We start from the raw sequence: 16,022 nt of genomic DNA on the forward strand, positions 1-16,022 counted from the left end.
GGCACGGGCCCGGTGGCCCTCGCCCCGCGCGCGGGGGTGGCAACCACTCCTCGTAACCGTGCTGTTGACGGTCTCTTCGGTGTGCGCGCTGAGCCTCGGCACCCCCTGCGTCCCACCGCACCGGCTCGCCGGTGCGGTGCTGGACGGGGACACCACGCTCGCCGGGATCGTCGTCACCGAACTGCGCGTACCCCGACTGGTGCTGGCGCTGATCGCCGGAGCCTGTCTGGGCGCGGCGGGGCTCGTGCTCCAGGAGGCGCTGCGCAACCCCCTGGCGGTGCCGGAGATGCTGGGCGTCTCGTCCGGGGCCGCGCTGGGCGTGGCCGCGCCGCTGGTGCTGGCCCTGTCACTGCCCGCCGCCGTCCAGCCCTTGCTGGCCATCGGCGGGGCCGCACTCGGCGGCGGGCTCACGCTGCTCGCCGCCGGGCTGGGGCGCAGCCCGTCCGCGGTGCTGCTGACCGGCGCCGCGGTCGCTGCCGCCCTGCAGGCCGCGCTGCTCGTCCTGATGGTCATGGCCGACCAGCTCGACCTCCAGCTCATCTACCGCTACCTGCTGGGCTCCCTCTCCGCCCGGACCTGGGAGGACGTGAGCGGACTGTGGCCGTGGCTGCTCGTCGCGGCCCCCGCCCTCGTGCTGTGCGCGCCGGTGCTCTCGGTGATGCGACTGGGCGACGAGGACGCGGCGGCCCTGGGCGTGCGCGCCCAGCGGGCGCGGCTGGCCGCGCTGGCCATCGCCGTCGTGCTGATCGCGCCCGTCACGGCCGTGTGCGGGCCCGTCGCGTGGGTGGGATTCCTCGCCCCGCACCTGGCCCGACGGTTCAACCCCGCGGCGGGAGCGGTGCGCTGGCTTCCGTGGTCCGCCGTCTGGGGTGCCGTCGTCGTGACGGTCGCCGATGTCCCGGCCCGGCTTGCGCTGGCGCCCGTGGAGACGCCGGCCGGTGCCTGGACGGCCCTGCTGGGGGTGCCGGCCGGGGTCGCCCTGATGCGGTCGGGTGGCCGCGGCCGGACGACCCGGCGTGGGACGGCCGCTTCCGCCGCCGTGCGCACGCTGTTGCACGGACCGCGGACCGTGACCTCCGGCGCGGCGGACCGAACCCCCTGCGCCGGGGTGCAGGAGAACGCTCACCGGGACGGGCCCGGGGCCCGCGGACCCGGCGGTGCCCTCCCCCTCTCCTCCGGGACGAGGGGGACGACTGGAACGGAGGACGCACCATGAGCCGGCGTTTCGCGGCCCTCGCGGTACTGGCCGTCGTGTCCGCCGGGGTGGAACTGCTGGCCGGGCGCGGCATGTCCCCGGGCGTGGCCTGGGACGTCCTGGGGGGCGGGGGTGACGCGACGGAACGTCACATTCTTTTCCGGCTGCGCCTGCCCAGAATGCTGGTGGCCCTCGGCGCGGGCGCGTGCCTCGCCGTGGCCGGACTGGTCCTGCAGTCCGCGCTGCGCAACCCCCTCGCAGGGCCCGAGGTGACGGGCGTGACGCCGGGGGCGGTCCTCGGGGCCGTCACCGCGACAGCCCTGGGCCTCGCCGGATGGGACTCGCCCCTGGCCGTGGTGCTCGCCGCGTGCGCGGGCGGATGCGGCGGAGCGGCGCTGCTGTGGCTGCTCGCCGGCCGTGGCCGTGGCGACCCCGCGCAGATCGCCGTGCACGGGGTGCTGGTGTCGGCGGTGCTCGGCGGGCTCACCGCCATGGTGCTGCTCGTAAAGCCGGGCGAGCTCGGCAGTGTCGTCCAGTGGCTGGTGGGCACCACGGAGGGCCGGGTGTGGCAGCACTGGCACCTGCTGTGGCCGTGGGCGCTCGTCTGGGGGGCCGCGGCCTGGCTGCTGGCCGGCCCGCTGACCCTGCTGCGCTGCGGGGACGACATCGCCCTCGCCGTCGGCCTTTCCGCCCGGCGGGCCCGCACCCTCGCGCTGCTGTGCGCGGTGGCGCTGACGGCGGGCGCGGTGGCCGCCGTCGGGGCGCTGGGCTTCGTGGGGCTGCTCGTCCCGCACCTGGCCGTGTCCGTCTTCGGCGCGGACCTGCGGGTGAGCCTGCCCGGCGCCGCCCTGACGGGCGCGGTCGTGGTGTGCGGGGCGGACGCGGCGGCGCAGCTGTCCTCGCGGCTGCTGGCGGTGGCGCTGGACTCCGGACGGCTCACGCTGCCGGTCGGGGCGCTCACCGCCTGCTTCGGCGCCGCGCTGCTGCTGGTCGTCGTGCGCCGCACGCCGAGCCGTACGTTCTGAAGTCGACGTAAGGACAGAGCATGACCGAGTCCGTGGGGATCCACGTCGAGGGGGTCCACTTCGGCTACCCCGCCCGAGCTGTGCTGCGGGGTGTCGACATGACCGTCGGGCCGGGCGAACTGACCGCCCTCATCGGCCTGAACGGCTGCGGCAAGTCGACCCTGCTGCGGCTGGCCGCCGGGCTGCTGCGGCCGGACCGGGGGCGCGTGCTGCTCGGCGGGGACGACCTCGCCGGGCTCTCCCGGCGCGCCACGGCCCGAAGGGTGGCCCTGCTGCACCAGTCCGCGCCCGCCGTACCGGGGATGACGGTGCGTCACCTGGTGCGGCAGGGTCGGTACGCGGCACGTGGCCCGCTGGGCATGCTGCGTGAGGGCGACGATCCCGTCGTGCACCGGGCGCTGTGCGACGTCGGTGTGGAGCGGTGGGCCGACCGTGACGTCGACGCGCTGTCCGGGGGCGAACGGCAGCGGGTGCGGCTCGCGATGGCGCTCGCCCAGGACACCCGCGTCCTGCTGCTCGACGAGCCGACCACCTACCTGGACCTGCACCACCAGCTCGACGTGCTGCAGACGGTGGTCCGCCTGCGCGAAGAACGCGGGCTCACCGTGGTGATGGTCCTGCACGACCTGGCCCACGCGGCCCGGTTCGCCGAACGCGTCGTCGCCCTGCGCGACGGCCGCGTGGTGGCCGACGGGACGCCGGAGGAGGTGGTGACGCCGGGGTTGCTGGCGGACGTGCTGAAGGTGGCCGGCCGGGTCGGCCGGGACCCCGAGGGGGGCTGGCCGGTGTGTTACCCAGATCACCCCCTCTCGGGTGTGGAATATGAAAATCAGATTCATTAGAGTGCCGTTACGGCGTTCGCCCGAACGCGGTATCTCCCTTACGCATAAGGAGAGTTCATGGACAACGAGCAGGTCTTCGCACCCATCGCCGACCCGGGGCAGCTGGCCCACGACTCGGCCTCCCACTCCAACGCGCTCGTCGAGAACCCCTTCGAGGACACCTTGTTTTACGGGGGGCCCCCCCCCCCCGCGCCCGTGGCCCCGCCCGATGCCTGCCGGGGGGCCCCACGCCCACCCCAGGCCCCCGTCGTCAGGAGAACCGCCGTGTCCCGCAGCCGGCTCGTCCCCGGTGTCGAGATCGTCGCCGTGCCCGGGCGGGGTCTCGCCGTCCGTACCGCCGAAGGGGAATTCCTCGGCGTCAGGACGCGGGACGCGGACGAGGGCGCCCTGCTCTCCCTGCTCTCCGGCGCCGCCGCGGCCCCGGCGGACGAGGAAGTGAACCGTGTCGTACGGGCCTTCGAGGAGGCCGGCTACCTCACGGACGGGCCGCAGCGACCGAAGTGGCCCGCCGACCGCCGGGACGTCCGGCTGCTGGGCGACCCGGCACTGACCGGACCACTGGCCGCGCACCTGACCGCCCTGGGCGCCGAGCCGCGCACGGCGTCGCCCGTGACCGCCCCCGGCACGTCGCCGGCGGGGCTCGAGGACCTGCTCGACGAAAACCCCGCCGCCGTCGTGTGGTGCCTCGACGGACCCGTACCCGACGGGCTGTGGGACGCCGCCGACCGGCTGCCCGAGCACGGGGTCGCCTGGCTGCGCTGCCACCGCGAGGGCTGGCAGGCGTACGTCGAGCCCCTCGCCGCCACCCCCGCAGACGTCACCGCGGCCCACGTCCGGGCCCGCCGGCTCGCCGCCACCCCCGCCCACCGCGAACTGGCCGCCTACTGGAACGGCCCCCGTACCTCCGGGGCGCCGGTCCGGCTCACCGTTCCCGCCGCCGTGCTGCTCACGGCTCTGCTGGCCGACGACCTCAGCCGGTGGGCCACCGGCGCCCCCGACACGGCCGGCCTCCCGGCACGGCGCCGGCTCCGGTGCGTCGACCTGCGCACCCTGACCGTCACCGAGCGCCCCGTCCTCCCGGTGCCCGCCGTCGCACCGATGCCGAAGAAGGACGGATGACGCCTTTCGGCGCGAGGGTCGAAGGCCTCGCCACGGACGTCCGCCTCCCCGACGGCGACGGCCCCTTCCCGGCCGTCCTCATCCGCACTCCCTACGACCGTGCCCGGCACCGGGCCGAGGCGCGCGGCTGGGCACGCCGGGGCTTCGCCGCCGCCGTCCAGGACGTACGGGGCCGGTTCGCGTCGGCGGGAGAGTGGCACCCGTACGAGAACGAGGCAGCCGACGGGGCGGCGACGGCCCGGTGGATCAGGCGACAGCCGTGGAGCGACGGGCGGCTCGTCGCCGCCGGCGCCTCCTACGCCGCCCACTGCGCTCTCGTCCTCGCCCTCGAGGCGTCCGGTGAGGCCCGGCCGGACGCCGTCATCGCCGCCGTACCCGCCCTCGGCGCCGCCGAGACGGCGCGCGAACCCTCGGGCGTGGAACGGCTGCTGGCCCGCGCCGGATGGTGGGCCGCCCACGGCGACCGGCGGGACTCCGACGAAGGCGCGCTGGACAGGGCCCTCGCCGCGGCCCCGGACCTGCTCACCCACCTGCCGCTCACCGGCCTGCCCGAGAGGCTGGGACGAGCTCTGCCTTCCTGGGCCGGCCTGTGGCGCCACCGCGAACGCGGCCGGCTCGCGGCGCGGGCGGTGCACGCCGGCATGCCCCTGCTCGCGGTCGGCGGCCACCACGACCACTTCACCGAGGACACCGTCGCACTGTGGCGCACCTGGGGCGGGCCCTCGGCACGACTGCTGCTGGGCCCGTGGGGGCACGGCCTGACCACCGCGGCCGGACCCGACGCCGGACCCGCCCACCGGGTGAATCTCGGGGACCTGTACGTGCGTTGGGCCCGCCGCGCCCTGACCGGCGAGCTCGCTGCCGGCCGCCACGGCGCCCTGGCGCTCGGCGGCGGCGACCTGTGGCTGCCCTCCGGCACCGGCGGCGAGCCCCGCGCACAGCGGCTGCGGCCGGTGCACGGCTGCGCCTTCACCGCGGACCCCGACCGCCCCGTCCGCTCCGACGACCTCACCGTCCCCACCGGCGGGCCGCCCGACCGCTGCCTGCTGCTCACCCCGCCGCTGCCGCGTCCGCTCGACGTGGTCGGACCCGTGCGCGTACGGCTGCGGGCCACCGCCCACACCCGCTCCGCCGACTGGGCCGCCCGGCTCGTCGCCCTCACACCGGAAGGGACCGCCGGGCGGCTCGCCGTCGGTGTCCTCAGGCGCGAGGAACCGGCCGGCCGGGAAACCGGGTTCACCCTCGAACTCGGCCGGCTCGCCCGTCGGCTGCGGGCCGGCACCCGGCTCCGCCTGGAGATCGCCGGGCACCACTTCCCGATGCACGCACGCAACCCCCACACCGGGGAGGACCCGGCCACGGCCGGCCGGCTGCTCACCTCCCGGCGGGAGGTCGACCCCGGGAGCGTGGCGCTGATGCTGCCCGTGCTCCCGTCCCGTCCCACGCCCACCGATCCCGCCAAGGAGATCCTGCGATGACGCCGCTGCCGCTGGAAGCTCTCGTCGACCCCGTCTGCGGCATCGTCCGCAGGGTCAAGCCCGTCGAGCACCCCGCGGGCGCCCCTCCCCGCTACACCGCGCTCACCGCCGAGATCTCCGACGCCCGCAGACTCGGCCTGTGGCCCGCCGACCGGGTCTCCCTCGGCACCACCTTCGGCGACCCCGGCCAGGCCCGTGTCGCCGCGATAGCCGAGGGGGTGGAGCGGTACTGCGGCAACCGCGTGCCGCCGCCCGGCCACCCCGACGCCCCGCTGCGCGCCACCGCCGCCGAGCTGACGGGAAGGGGCCTGCGGCTCTACGGCCCCGACGACCTGCCCGCCTACGCGCCGTGGCAGTACGCCCGGGAGAAGTTCCCCTACCGCCCCCTCACCGCCGAGACCCCGGCCCTGTGGACACGCGGTACCGAGCGGCTGCCCGGCGGGCGAGCGGCAGAGGTCTGGGCACCTGTCGCCCTCACCCACCTCAACTGGCGCCAGGGCGACCTGCGTGAGCTGCCCCGGACCCACCACCTCAACTACGCGGGCATCGCCACCGGGCAGGGTCTCGACGACGCCGTCGAACGGGCCCTGCTGGAGATCGTCGAACGCGACGCCCTCGAACTGTGGTGGCACCTCGACGGGCCGGCCCGCGGCATCGACCCGGCCAGTGTGCCCGGCCTCACCGACGACCTCGCCGGATCCGCGCTCGACGTCCACATCGTGGAGATGCCCTCGGAGTTCGCCCCCTGCATGGCCGCGCTCGTCCACGACCCGCGGCTCGGCCTGTACGCCGCCGGGTTCGCGTGCAAGAACGACCCGGCCGAGGCCGCCCGCAAGGCGGTTCTCGAAGCGGTCCACACCTGGGTGTTCACCCAGGGCCTCACCGACTCCGACGGCTGGGTCTTCCAGGCCGTCGAGGCAGGGCTGCTCGCCCGCGGGCTGTACCTGGAGCACCGCGCCGACGGCCGCTATCTCGACGTGTGCGGCGAGCAGTTCGAGCACGTGCGGGACCTGGGGCGCATGTGCAGGTGTGGTTGGACGAACGGATGGCGGCCGAGGCCCGGCGCTTCACCGAACCGGCCCACGGCACCGTGTCCGTCGACGCGGTCGAGCCCGGCGGGCGGGAGCGGCTGGAGCGCGCGCTGCACGCGGGCGGCCACCGCGTCATGACGTTCGACCTCACCACCGAGGACGTGGCCGAGACGTCCCTGCGCGTCGCCCGGGTCCTCGTTTCCGGGCTGCTCCCCAACGCCCCGGCCGCCTTCGGCTACTTCGGCTGCCCGCGCCTCGCCGAAGCGGCCGTCCGGCGCGGCTGGCGTACGACCGCGCCGGGCGCGCCGGAGGACTTCACGCTGGCGCCCCCGCCGCACATGTGAGGACCGCCGCCGTGGAACACGCCCATGGGGACCACCCGGTGGACCTCGCCGCCGCGCTGGCCCGCGCCCGCTCCCCGGAGCGTCCCGGTCCCGGCACGTCCGCCGGGCCCGCCGTCCGGGCCTGGCCGGGACCGTCGCACCCGATCCCGGCGGCCGGCCCGGCGGACCTCGATCTCCAGGCCCTGCTGCGGCTTTCCCTGGCAGCCTCGGACGACTCCGGGCGGCTGCGGCCCGCGTCCTCGGCCGGAGCCCTGCACCCGGTGGACACCGAACTGGTCGTGGGCACCGGCTGCCCCCTGCCACCCGGCCGGTACGGCTACGACCCGCTGCGCCACCGCGTCCACCGCCTCGGCCGGCAACCCGACGGCACACCACCGGGCGTGACCGCCGAACTCTCCGTCACCGCACGGCGCACGGTCTCCCACTACGGCCACCGCGCCTGGCCCCTGCTGCTGCTGGACACCGGGCACGCCGCCGCGGCGCTCCTCCTCGCGGCCCGCGCACTGGGCGCGGACGAGCCCGAGGTGCGGCTGGACGGGCCCGCCGGGAACCCACTGGCCGTGGTGCGCGTCGTCCCGCCCGGCGGACAGGGCCCGGTACGCCCGCCGGACGGCACCCGCCGCCCGCAGCCGGCGAGCGCGCCCACCCCCGGCGAACTGCTGGCCCGCCGCAGCACACCGCCGCCGCTTGTCGGCGCCCCGCCCCCGGACGCGCTGCGGGCGGTCCTTCGCACCGCCGAACGGGCGAGCACCGGCGACCTGCGGTGGTCCGCCGCCGTCGGACCACCGCGCCCCGGTCTGGTCGGGTCGGCGGCCGGCTGCACCACACTGCGACGGCGCGCCTCGGGGGAGGCCCGCCGCACACTCGCGGCCTGGGCGGCGGGCCAGGCGTGGATCGCGGACGCGGGCGCCGTCCTGCTCGCCCACGGCTGCCCCGCGGACGCCGCCGCACCCCACATCCGCCGCACCCACCTGCGGGCCGGCTTCGCCGTCCACCTGGCCCACGTCACCGCCCTGCGCCACGGGCTGACCGCCCGGCCCGTCGGCTCCTGGCAGCAGGCGGACCTCGGTGCCGCGCTCGGTGCCGCACCGGGCCGTGACTGGATCGTGCACGCACTGGCCCTCGGCACCCGCCACGCCGACGAGGAGAACACCACATGATCGTCCACCCCGAGCTGCGCCGCGCCGCCCGGCGCGCCCGGCGCCCCCTGCTCGAGGCCACCCTCCTGCAGGGCGCCGTCACCCTCACCCACCTCGCGCAGGCCGCCCTGCTGGCCGTCACGCTCGCCGGTCTGGCCCGCGGCGACACCGGCCGGCTCCCGTGGCTGCTCGCCGCGGTCCTCGCCGTCGTCGCCGCCCGCGCCGGGCTCGCCACCTGGCAGCGGCGCACCGCCACCCGCGCCGGAGCCCAGGTCCGGGTGGCCCTGCGGGACGAACTCCTCGCCCACCTCGGGCGCCTGGGGCCCGCCCACCTGACCACCGCGCGCGCCGGGGCCGTACGCACCACCCTCGTCGACGGGGTGGAGGGTGTCGACGCGTACGTCTCGCGCTACCTCCCCCAGCTCCTGATCACCCTCACCGTGCCGCTCCTGGTGCTCGCCGTCCTGGCCGCCGTGGAACCGGTGGCCCTCCTCGGTCTCGTCCCCGCCCTGCTGCTGGCCCTGTGCGGCCCGCGCGCCTGGGACCGGCTCCTCGCCGCCCGCGGCAAGGAGCACTGGGACACCTACGAAGGGCTGGGCGCCGACTACCTGGAGGCACTGCAGGGCATGCCCGCCCTGCGGGCCGCCGGCGCGGTCGGCCGCACCCGCGCACGCCTGGAGGAGCGCTCGGCGGCGCTGCACCGGGCGACCGTGGCGAAACTGCGCGTCTCCCTGGTCGACACCGGCATCACCGACCTCGCCGTCCAGGGCGGCACCGCCGCCGCCGCACTCCTCGCGTGCTGGTCGGCCGGCACCGGATCCACCACGGCGACCGGCACCTACCTGGCGCTGCTGCTGGCCTCCGAGTGCTTCCGTCCCGTCCGGGACCTCGCGCGCGAGTGGCACGCCGGATACCTGGGGGCCTCGGCCGCGGACGGGCTCGCGGCGCTGCGCACCGCCGAGCCCGCCGTCCGCGACACCGAAACGGCGCCCGCCCACTGGCCGGGGCCGCCCGAACTGCGCTTCGAGGACGTCGGCTTCACCTACGGCGACGCACAGGAGCCCGCCCTCCGGGGTGTCTCCTTCACCGCACCGGCGGGACGTACGACCGCGCTCGTCGGTCCGTCCGGCGCGGGCAAGTCCACGCTCGTCGCCCTGCTCCTGCGCCACCACGACCCGCAGGAGGGCCGGATCACCCTCGACGGGCGCTGCACGACCCGGTACGCCCTCGACTCGCTGCGCCGGGGCATCGCCGTGGTCTCCCAGGAGACGTACCTCTTCCCCACCACCATCGCCGACAACCTGCGCCTGGCCCGGCCGGACGCGACAGACGGCGAACTGACGGCCGCGGCACGGGCCGCCGGCATCCACGACGAGATCGACGCCCTCCCCGACGGCTACGCCACCGTCCTCGGCGAACGCGGCGCCACCCTGTCCGGCGGCCAGCGCCAGCGGCTCGCCCTCGCCCGGGCCCTGCTCGCCGACGCCCCGGTGCTCGTCCTCGACGAGGCCACGAGTTCGGTCGACGAACGCCGCGAGGCGGACATCGTCCGTGAACTGCTGACCGCCGCCGGCGGCCGTACCGTCCTGGTGGTCGCCCACCGGCTCGCGGCCGTCCGGCACGCCGACCGCATCGTCGTCCTCGACGAGGGACGGGTCGACGCCGTCGGCGGGCACACCGACCTGACCGAGGCCGGGGGCGTCTACGCGCGACTGGTCGAGGCCGGCCACGCCCACCGGGGAGAACTCGCCGCATGAGCAGCGCCACCGACATCGCCGCCGCCGAAGCGGACGTGCCCGCGCGGGGCTCACTGCGCGCCATGCTCCCCGCCCTCGCCGAACACCGGGCCATGACGGCCCGCACCTGCGCCGCCGCACTCCTCGAACAGGGGTCCCTCGTCGCCCTGCTGACGCTGGCCGCGCACACCGTGGGAACGGCCGTCGTCGAGGGGCGCGCCCCTTCGGCGGCCACCGCCACCGCACTCGTCGCCCTCGTCCTCGTACGCGCCCTGATGACCTGGCGCGAGATGGACCTCTCGCACGACCTCGCCTACCGGGTGCTGGCCGCACTGCGGGTACGCGTCTTCGACGGACTGGCCCGCAGCGCGCCGGCCCGTGTCGCGGGCCGGCGCAGCGGAGACCTCGCCGCCACGGCCATGGCGGACGTGGAGGCCCTGGAATTCTTCTACGCCCACACCACCGCCCAGCTCCTGGCGTCGGGGGTGGTCCTCACCGGCTCCACCGCGGTCCTCGCCACGGTGGAGCCGTGGCTGTCGGCGGCCGTGCTGCCGGTCGCGGCGCTGCTCGCGGTGGCTCCCTTCGCCGACGCGCGCGGACGCACGGCACGCGGGAGCCGTACCCGGACGGCCGTCGCGAGGCTGTCGGCCGACACGGTGGAGACCGTCGACGGGCTGCGTGAGCTGCTCGCCTTCGGCGCCCTGGCCGAACGGCGCCGCCGACTGGCCGAACGCGGGCGGCAGGTGGGCGACGCCCAGCGTGCCGAGGCCGCCCGGGAGGCCGTCGCCGCCGCGGTCCGGGACCTCCTCATCGTGGTCGCGGTCCTCGGTGTGGTGACCGCGGCCGCGCAGTCCGTGACCGCCGGACGGCTGCACGGGGCGTGGGCCCCGGCGGCGATGACGCTGGCCCTGTCGGTGCTCGGTCCGGTCGCCGAGTCGGCCCGGGCCCTGAGCCGGGCCGTGGAACTGCGCGCCGCCGCCGCCCGGGTCGACGCGGCCGTCAAGGCCCCCGCTCTCGCCCCGCCGCCCGCCGTACCCCGCCCGCTGCCCCCCGGCCCGCTGGGCGTCCGGCTGCACCGGGTGAGGTTCGGCTACGGCAACGGGCCCGTGCTGGACGGCGTCGAGCTGACCGTCCCCGCCGGGCAGACGCTCGCACTGGTCGGGGCCTCGGGGGCCGGCAAGTCGACCTGCGCCCACCTGCTGGCCCGGTTCTGGGACCCGTCCGAAGGAGCGGTCCAGCTGATACCCGCCGACGGTGAGCCCGTCGACGTGCGGAGCGTGAGCGACGCGGAACTGCGACGCGCCGTCGCCGTGGTGGGCCAGGACACCCCCCTCTTCCACGGCACGCTCGCCGAGAACCTGCGGCTCGCCGCGCCCGAGGCGGACGACGGCCTGCTCACGGAGACGGCACGCCTGTGCGGTGTCGACCGGATCGCCCCGATGGACACCCCGGTCGGCGAACGCGGCTCCACCCTCTCCGGAGGCCAGCGGGCCCGCATCGCCCTCGCCCGCGCGCTGCTGGTCCGGCCGAGAGTGCTCGTGCTGGACGAGTCCACCGCCCACCTGGACAACGCCGGTGACGCCCAACTGGCCACCGCGCTCCGCGAGGAGGGCCGTACCACGATCGTCATCGCACACCGCCGGGCCACCATCCGCCGGGCCGACCGCATCGCCGTCCTGGAAGCCGGCCGCATCACCGAGGAAGGAACCTGGGAGGAGCTCACCGGCCGCGCCGGCAGCGCACTCAACCGGAGCCTCGCACGCACCCCCTCCTGAGGGCCGGGCGCACCGACCGCGCCGACGGTGATCCCCGACGGCGCCGACCCGGCCGCACCCCGGTGAGGCTTAGCGGCGGGTGTAGTGGGAAACGACTACTCCCGAACGATTGCCGATCGACACGGGGAGGGGCCTTACGTGGACACGCCCTTGTACCTGAGGCCGAGGGCGGATCCGCCGCTCGCCTCACTCCTGGAGGACCAGGCGTTCCTGCACTCGCTCGTCGACGTCCTGGGCTCTCCGCTCAACGTCCTGCTCCCCGAGGCCGTCGCCGGGAACGCGGCACGTTTTCGTGCCGTCTACCGCCGCCACCACCTCGCCGGACGGGTGTACTTCGCGCACAAGGCGAACCGGTCCAGCGCGCTGGTGCGGAGACTGGCGGCGGAGGACGTGGCCGCCGTCGGTGTCGACGTCGCCTCTCTGGAGGAGCTACAGCACGCTCTGAGCTGCGGATTCACCGGGAGCCGGATCATGGCCACCGGCCCCAAGGACGCCGAGTTCCTCTGGTTGGCGGCGCGTGTGGGTGCGACGGTGAACCTGGACTCCCCCGGCGAGCTGGAACAGCTCGCCGGCCTGGTGCGCCGGCACGGTTCGGGCCGGGTCGACGTGCTGGTGCGTCTGTCCGGGTTCGAGTCGGCCGCCGGCCACGGGGGAGCGGGCACCCGGATGCTCTCACGGCGCAGCCGCTTCGGCACCCCGCTGCACGAGGCGCAGACACTCCTGCCGGCTCTCGAGCAGCACGCGGACGTCGTGGAGCTGACCGGTGTCGCCTACCACCTGGACACCACCGGCGTGGAGGAGAAGGCGCGGGCGCTGGAACAGTGCGTGCTCTTCATGGACGACTGCCGGGCGCGGGGGTTCGCACCGCGCGCCGTCGACATCGGCGGCGGATTCGGCGTCGGCTACCTCGCCGAGGCCGGGGAGTGGGAGCGGTGGACCACCGCGCTGAGCGAGGCGGTGCTCGGCGGCCGCCCGCCGCTGACCTGGCGCGGTCACGGCTACGGGCTGCGCAACGAGGGCGGTACGGTGCGCGGAGCCGCCGCACTGTACCCCGCCCACCGTCCCACCGCCGGCCCCGGCTACCTCGACGAACTGCTCTCGCTGCCCGCACCGGTGCTGGGCCGGCCGACGGCCACCCTCCTGCTGGAGCACCTCCACGACCTCCACATCGAACCCGGTCGTTCCCTGGTCGACCAGTGCGGGCTGTCGCTCGCGCGCGTACTCGACGTACGGCCCGCGGACCCGGAGTCCGGACAGTATCTGGTGCGCCTGGGCATGAACGCGGGTGACATGAGCCTCGAGGAACACGGAGTCCTCGTGGACCCCGTGCTGCTTTCACGCGGTGAGCCGGAGAAGGGCGACGGGGAACCGGTCGGCGTCTTCCTCACCGGCAATCTCTGCCTGGAGGCAGATCTCATCACCCGCCGTCTGGTCCACCTTCCCCGGCTGCCGCGCGTGGGCGATCTGCTGGCCTTCGTCAACACCGCCGGATACGCCATGGACTTCCACGCACACCGCGCGCAGCGGCAGCCGCTCGCCAGAACGGTCGCGGTGGAGCGGCGGGGGGAGTCCTGGCAATGGTGCCTGGACGAGGACTACTGGCCGATCACACCCCCGGGGGGAACACCCGCATGAGGTACGACAGCATCACGGAGGCCATCGGCAACACACCGCTGGTGCGCATCGACCCCGCCGTGCACGGGCTGCGCAACATCGACCTCTACGCCAAGCTGGAGATGCTCAACCCGTTCGGATCCGTCAAGGACCGGCCCGCCTGGCACATGGCCCGGCCCCACCTGGAGGCCGCGGCCGACGGCGAGGGGACGGTCGTGGAACTCTCCAGCGGCAACACCGCCAAGGCCCTCGCCCTGCTGGCCGGCATGCACGGACTGGGGTTCAAGAGCGTCACCAACCGCATGCGCGTCCCCGAGATCAAGGAACTGCTCCTGCTCCTCGGCGCCGAGATAGAGGAACTCCCCGGGCGCAGCGAGTGTCTCGACCCGACCGACACCGACGACCCGCTGACCCACTTCCACCAGGCGCTCTCCGACCCCGGCAGCACCTATCTGCACACCGACCAGTACTTCAACCCGCGCAACGTCGAGGCGCACGCGGCGGGCACCGGGCCCGAGATAGTCAAGGACCTGGACGGGCGGGTGCCGGACTGGTTCGTCGCCTGTGTCGGCACGGCCGGTTCGTCGACCGGCGTCGCCAGGGTCCTGCGCGAGCACGACCCGCGGGTACGGGTCCTCGGCCTGGTCGCCCACAAGTCGGACTTCATACCCGGCATCCGCACCATCGACGAGGTGCACCAGGTCGGCCTCTTCGACCCGTCGACGTACGACACCATCGAGTCGGTGACCTCCGGCGAGGCCATCGACGGGATGCTCACCCTGATCCGGCGCTGCGGACTGCTGTCGGGGCCGACCGGAGGCGCCGCCTACCAGGGAGCGGTCCGGCACCTGCGGCACGCCGACGCCGGGCTGGACGGCACGGGGGAGCGCCGGACGGCGGTCTTCATCGTGTGCGACCGGGCCGAGAGCTACCTCAGCTACGTGCGGCAGCGCCGCCCGGAACTCCTGGGCCGGGCGGCGGGCCGGGGGCACGCCGCCTCGGACCTCACCGACGCCGAAGCCCGCGCGGAGGCCCGCGTCGTCGACGGCGCCGACGCCCGGCGCGGGACCGGCGCGGGCGCGCCCCGGCCGCTCGGCGGGGGCCAGCGCGCGGCGCCGCCCCCCCCCCCCCCCCCCCCCCCCGCCCCCCCCCCCCCCCCCCCCCCCCCCCCCCCCCCCCCCCCCCCCCCGGCGCTGGACCGTCGCGGGCGATCCCCGTCCGCTCGTCGTGGACCTGCGCAGCCCGCACGCCTACGCCGCCCTGCACATCGAGGGCTCGATCAACATCGTCGACGAACTGTTCGAGGAACTGCTCCGCGGCGGGCTCCCGTTCAGTAGGCGCACTCCCGTGCTGCTGGCCTGTCCCGTCGGCGAGAAGTCGCTGCGCCACGCCGCCGCGCTGACCCGGATGGGCCATCCGGACGTCCGCAGCCTGGGCGGCGGGATCGTCGCCTGGCGGGACGCGGGTGCCCCGCTGGTGCGCGGGTGAGCGCCGCGCAGCCGCCTCCCGGGCCGGACGGGGAGAAGGACTCGCTGTGGCAGCGGGAGCTGAGGGAGCAGTTCCCCATCGTCACCGGCCATCCCGAGCTGGCGTATCTCGACAGCGCGGCGACGTCCCAGAAGCCGCGCGCCGTACTGGAGGCCGTGCAGACCTACCTCACGACGTCGAACGCCAACGCGGGCCGCGGCACCTACCCCTGGGCCAACCGGACCACGGAGCTGGTGGAGTCGACCCGGGAGCGGGTCAAGGAGTTCCTCCACGATCCCGAACCGGGCCGCTCCGGCGTCCACTTCACCAGCGGCACCACCGAGGGCCTGCGCACCGTCGCCCGCGACTGGCTCGTCCCGTACCTCGGCGACGGAGACGAGATCCTCGTCCCGTTCGCCGACCACCGGGCCCACCTGGACCCCTGGCTCGAGGCCCAGCGGCTGCTGGCCGGGCGAGGCGTCGACGTCCGCGTGCGCGCACTGCCGTACCAGACGGTCTCGGGGGACTACGACCACCGGGCCCTCGGCGAGGTGGTCGGTCCGCGGACCCGTTTCGTGGCCGCCACCCACGTCCACCACGTCTACGGCGGCGACATGAACGTGCACCGCATCCGCGCGGCGGTCGGTCCGGACGTGCCGATCTGCCTCGACGCGGCCCAGAGCGTCGGCCACCTGCCCGTCCGCCTCGACGATCCGGCGCTGGACGTCGACTTCGTGGTCTTCTCCGGGCACAAGGCGATGGCCCTGCCCGGGACGGGAGCGGTCTGGGCGCGCAACACACGCGGCCCCGTGTTCCGGCCGGACGGCTGGCGGGGCACGCCCAACACGGTGGGCATCGCCTCGCTGCGGGCCGCGCTCGACTGGCTCGACGCGGCCGGCCCCGACCGGATCGCGCGCTGGACGGCAGGTCTCACGACCCGGCTGACCGACCGGCTGCGGCACATCGGCCCGTACGAGCTCCTCGGCTGCCCCGCCAGCCTGGCGGCCGACTCCGCGCTCGCGGCTTCCCAGCGCCGGCAGGGCATCGTGACCTTCCGGCACCGGGACATCCCCTCCGACGACCTCGGGTTCATCCTCTTCAGCCACGGCTTCATGGTGCGGGCCGACAGCCTCTGCCAGGCCGGCGCGGACCCGGGGGAGGGATCGGTACGGGTGAGCCTGCACGTGTACAACACGGTGGAGGAGATCGACCGCCTGCTGACCGTCCTCGAGTCCTTGGCGTGAATGGCAACTGATA

At 75.7% G+C, this 16,022-nt stretch carries 10 protein-coding genes and 2 pseudogenes; all 12 read left to right on the forward strand.

Going from position 1 to position 16,022, the window contains the following annotated elements; translation table 11 throughout:
* Positions 1-64: 64 nt before the first annotated feature.
* The 12 genes and pseudogenes from ORI94_RS06695 to ORI94_RS06755 all read left to right on the forward strand — a co-directional run bounded on the left by ORI94_RS06695 (position 65) and on the right by ORI94_RS06755 (position 16,009).
* Complete coding sequence (locus ORI94_RS06695; protein ID WP_266073600.1) at positions 65-1,216, forward strand: FecCD family ABC transporter permease; 1,152 nt, start codon at positions 65-67, stop codon at positions 1,214-1,216.
* Positions 1,213-2,220 carry a FecCD family ABC transporter permease gene (locus ORI94_RS06700; protein WP_266073435.1) on the forward strand — a complete coding sequence of 336 codons (1,008 nt, stop codon included), beginning with the start codon at positions 1,213-1,215 and terminating at the stop codon, positions 2,218-2,220. The genes ORI94_RS06695 and ORI94_RS06700 overlap by 4 nt, the downstream gene beginning before the upstream one ends.
* 20 nt (positions 2,221-2,240) lie before the next feature.
* A complete protein-coding gene (locus tag ORI94_RS06705) occupies positions 2,241-3,062 on the forward strand; it encodes an ABC transporter ATP-binding protein (protein WP_266073437.1) in 822 nt (273 codons plus the stop codon).
* Between the two features lie 57 nt (positions 3,063-3,119).
* Complete coding sequence (amiA, locus tag ORI94_RS35485; protein WP_266073438.1) at positions 3,120-4,181, forward strand: streptamidine family RiPP; 1,062 nt, start codon at positions 3,120-3,122, stop codon at positions 4,179-4,181.
* Positions 4,178-5,659 carry a CocE/NonD family hydrolase gene (locus ORI94_RS06715; RefSeq protein WP_266073439.1) on the forward strand — a complete coding sequence of 494 codons (1,482 nt, stop codon included), beginning with the start codon at positions 4,178-4,180 and terminating at the stop codon, positions 5,657-5,659. The genes amiA and ORI94_RS06715 overlap by 4 nt, the downstream gene beginning before the upstream one ends.
* A pseudogene (locus tag ORI94_RS06720) lies at positions 5,656-7,034 on the forward strand (YcaO-like family protein). The gene ORI94_RS06715 and the pseudogene ORI94_RS06720 overlap by 4 nt, the downstream one beginning before the upstream one ends.
* A gap of 11 nt (positions 7,035-7,045) precedes the next feature.
* On the forward strand, positions 7,046-8,194 hold the full coding sequence (locus ORI94_RS06725) for a SagB/ThcOx family dehydrogenase (protein WP_266073440.1): 1,149 nt from the start codon (positions 7,046-7,048) through the stop codon (positions 8,192-8,194).
* Positions 8,191-9,930, forward strand: coding sequence for an ABC transporter ATP-binding protein/permease (locus tag ORI94_RS06730; RefSeq protein WP_266073442.1), 1,740 nt, complete (start codon positions 8,191-8,193; stop codon positions 9,928-9,930). Before ORI94_RS06725 ends, ORI94_RS06730 begins: the two co-directional genes overlap by 4 nt.
* Positions 9,927-11,684, forward strand: coding sequence for an ABC transporter ATP-binding protein (locus tag ORI94_RS06735; protein ID WP_266073443.1), 1,758 nt, complete (start codon positions 9,927-9,929; stop codon positions 11,682-11,684). The genes ORI94_RS06730 and ORI94_RS06735 overlap by 4 nt, the downstream gene beginning before the upstream one ends.
* Positions 11,685-11,822: 138 nt before the next feature.
* Positions 11,823-13,319, forward strand: coding sequence for a Y4yA family PLP-dependent enzyme (locus tag ORI94_RS06740; RefSeq protein ID WP_266073444.1), 1,497 nt, complete (start codon positions 11,823-11,825; stop codon positions 13,317-13,319).
* Positions 13,316-14,786, forward strand: a pseudogene (locus tag ORI94_RS06745) (pyridoxal-phosphate dependent enzyme). Before ORI94_RS06740 ends, ORI94_RS06745 begins: the two are co-directional and overlap by 4 nt.
* On the forward strand, positions 14,783-16,009 hold the full coding sequence (locus tag ORI94_RS06755) for an aminotransferase class V-fold PLP-dependent enzyme (RefSeq protein ID WP_266073447.1): 1,227 nt from the start codon (positions 14,783-14,785) through the stop codon (positions 16,007-16,009). The pseudogene ORI94_RS06745 and the gene ORI94_RS06755 overlap by 4 nt, the downstream one beginning before the upstream one ends.
* Positions 16,010-16,022 lie beyond the last annotated feature (13 nt).

It is taken from the genome of Streptomyces sp. NEAU-W12, assembly GCF_026242095.1.
Taxonomy (GTDB): domain Bacteria; phylum Actinomycetota; class Actinomycetes; order Streptomycetales; family Streptomycetaceae; genus Streptomyces.

Bases quoted from the DNA above. Each gene is read 5' to 3' on its own strand.
- ORI94_RS06700 (WP_266073435.1), top strand. From the start codon at position 1,213: ATGAGCCGGCGTTTCGCGGCCCTCGCGGTACTGGCCGTCGTGTCCGCC.
- ORI94_RS06705 (WP_266073437.1), top strand. From the start codon at position 2,241: ATGACCGAGTCCGTGGGGATCCACGTCGAGGGGGTCCACTTCGGCTAC.
- amiA (WP_266073438.1), top strand. From the start codon at position 3,120: ATGGACAACGAGCAGGTCTTCGCACCCATCGCCGACCCGGGGCAGCTG.
- ORI94_RS06715 (WP_266073439.1), top strand. From the start codon at position 4,178: ATGACGCCTTTCGGCGCGAGGGTCGAAGGCCTCGCCACGGACGTCCGC.
- ORI94_RS06730 (WP_266073442.1), top strand. From the start codon at position 8,191: ATGATCGTCCACCCCGAGCTGCGCCGCGCCGCCCGGCGCGCCCGGCGC.
- ORI94_RS06735 (WP_266073443.1), top strand. From the start codon at position 9,927: ATGAGCAGCGCCACCGACATCGCCGCCGCCGAAGCGGACGTGCCCGCG.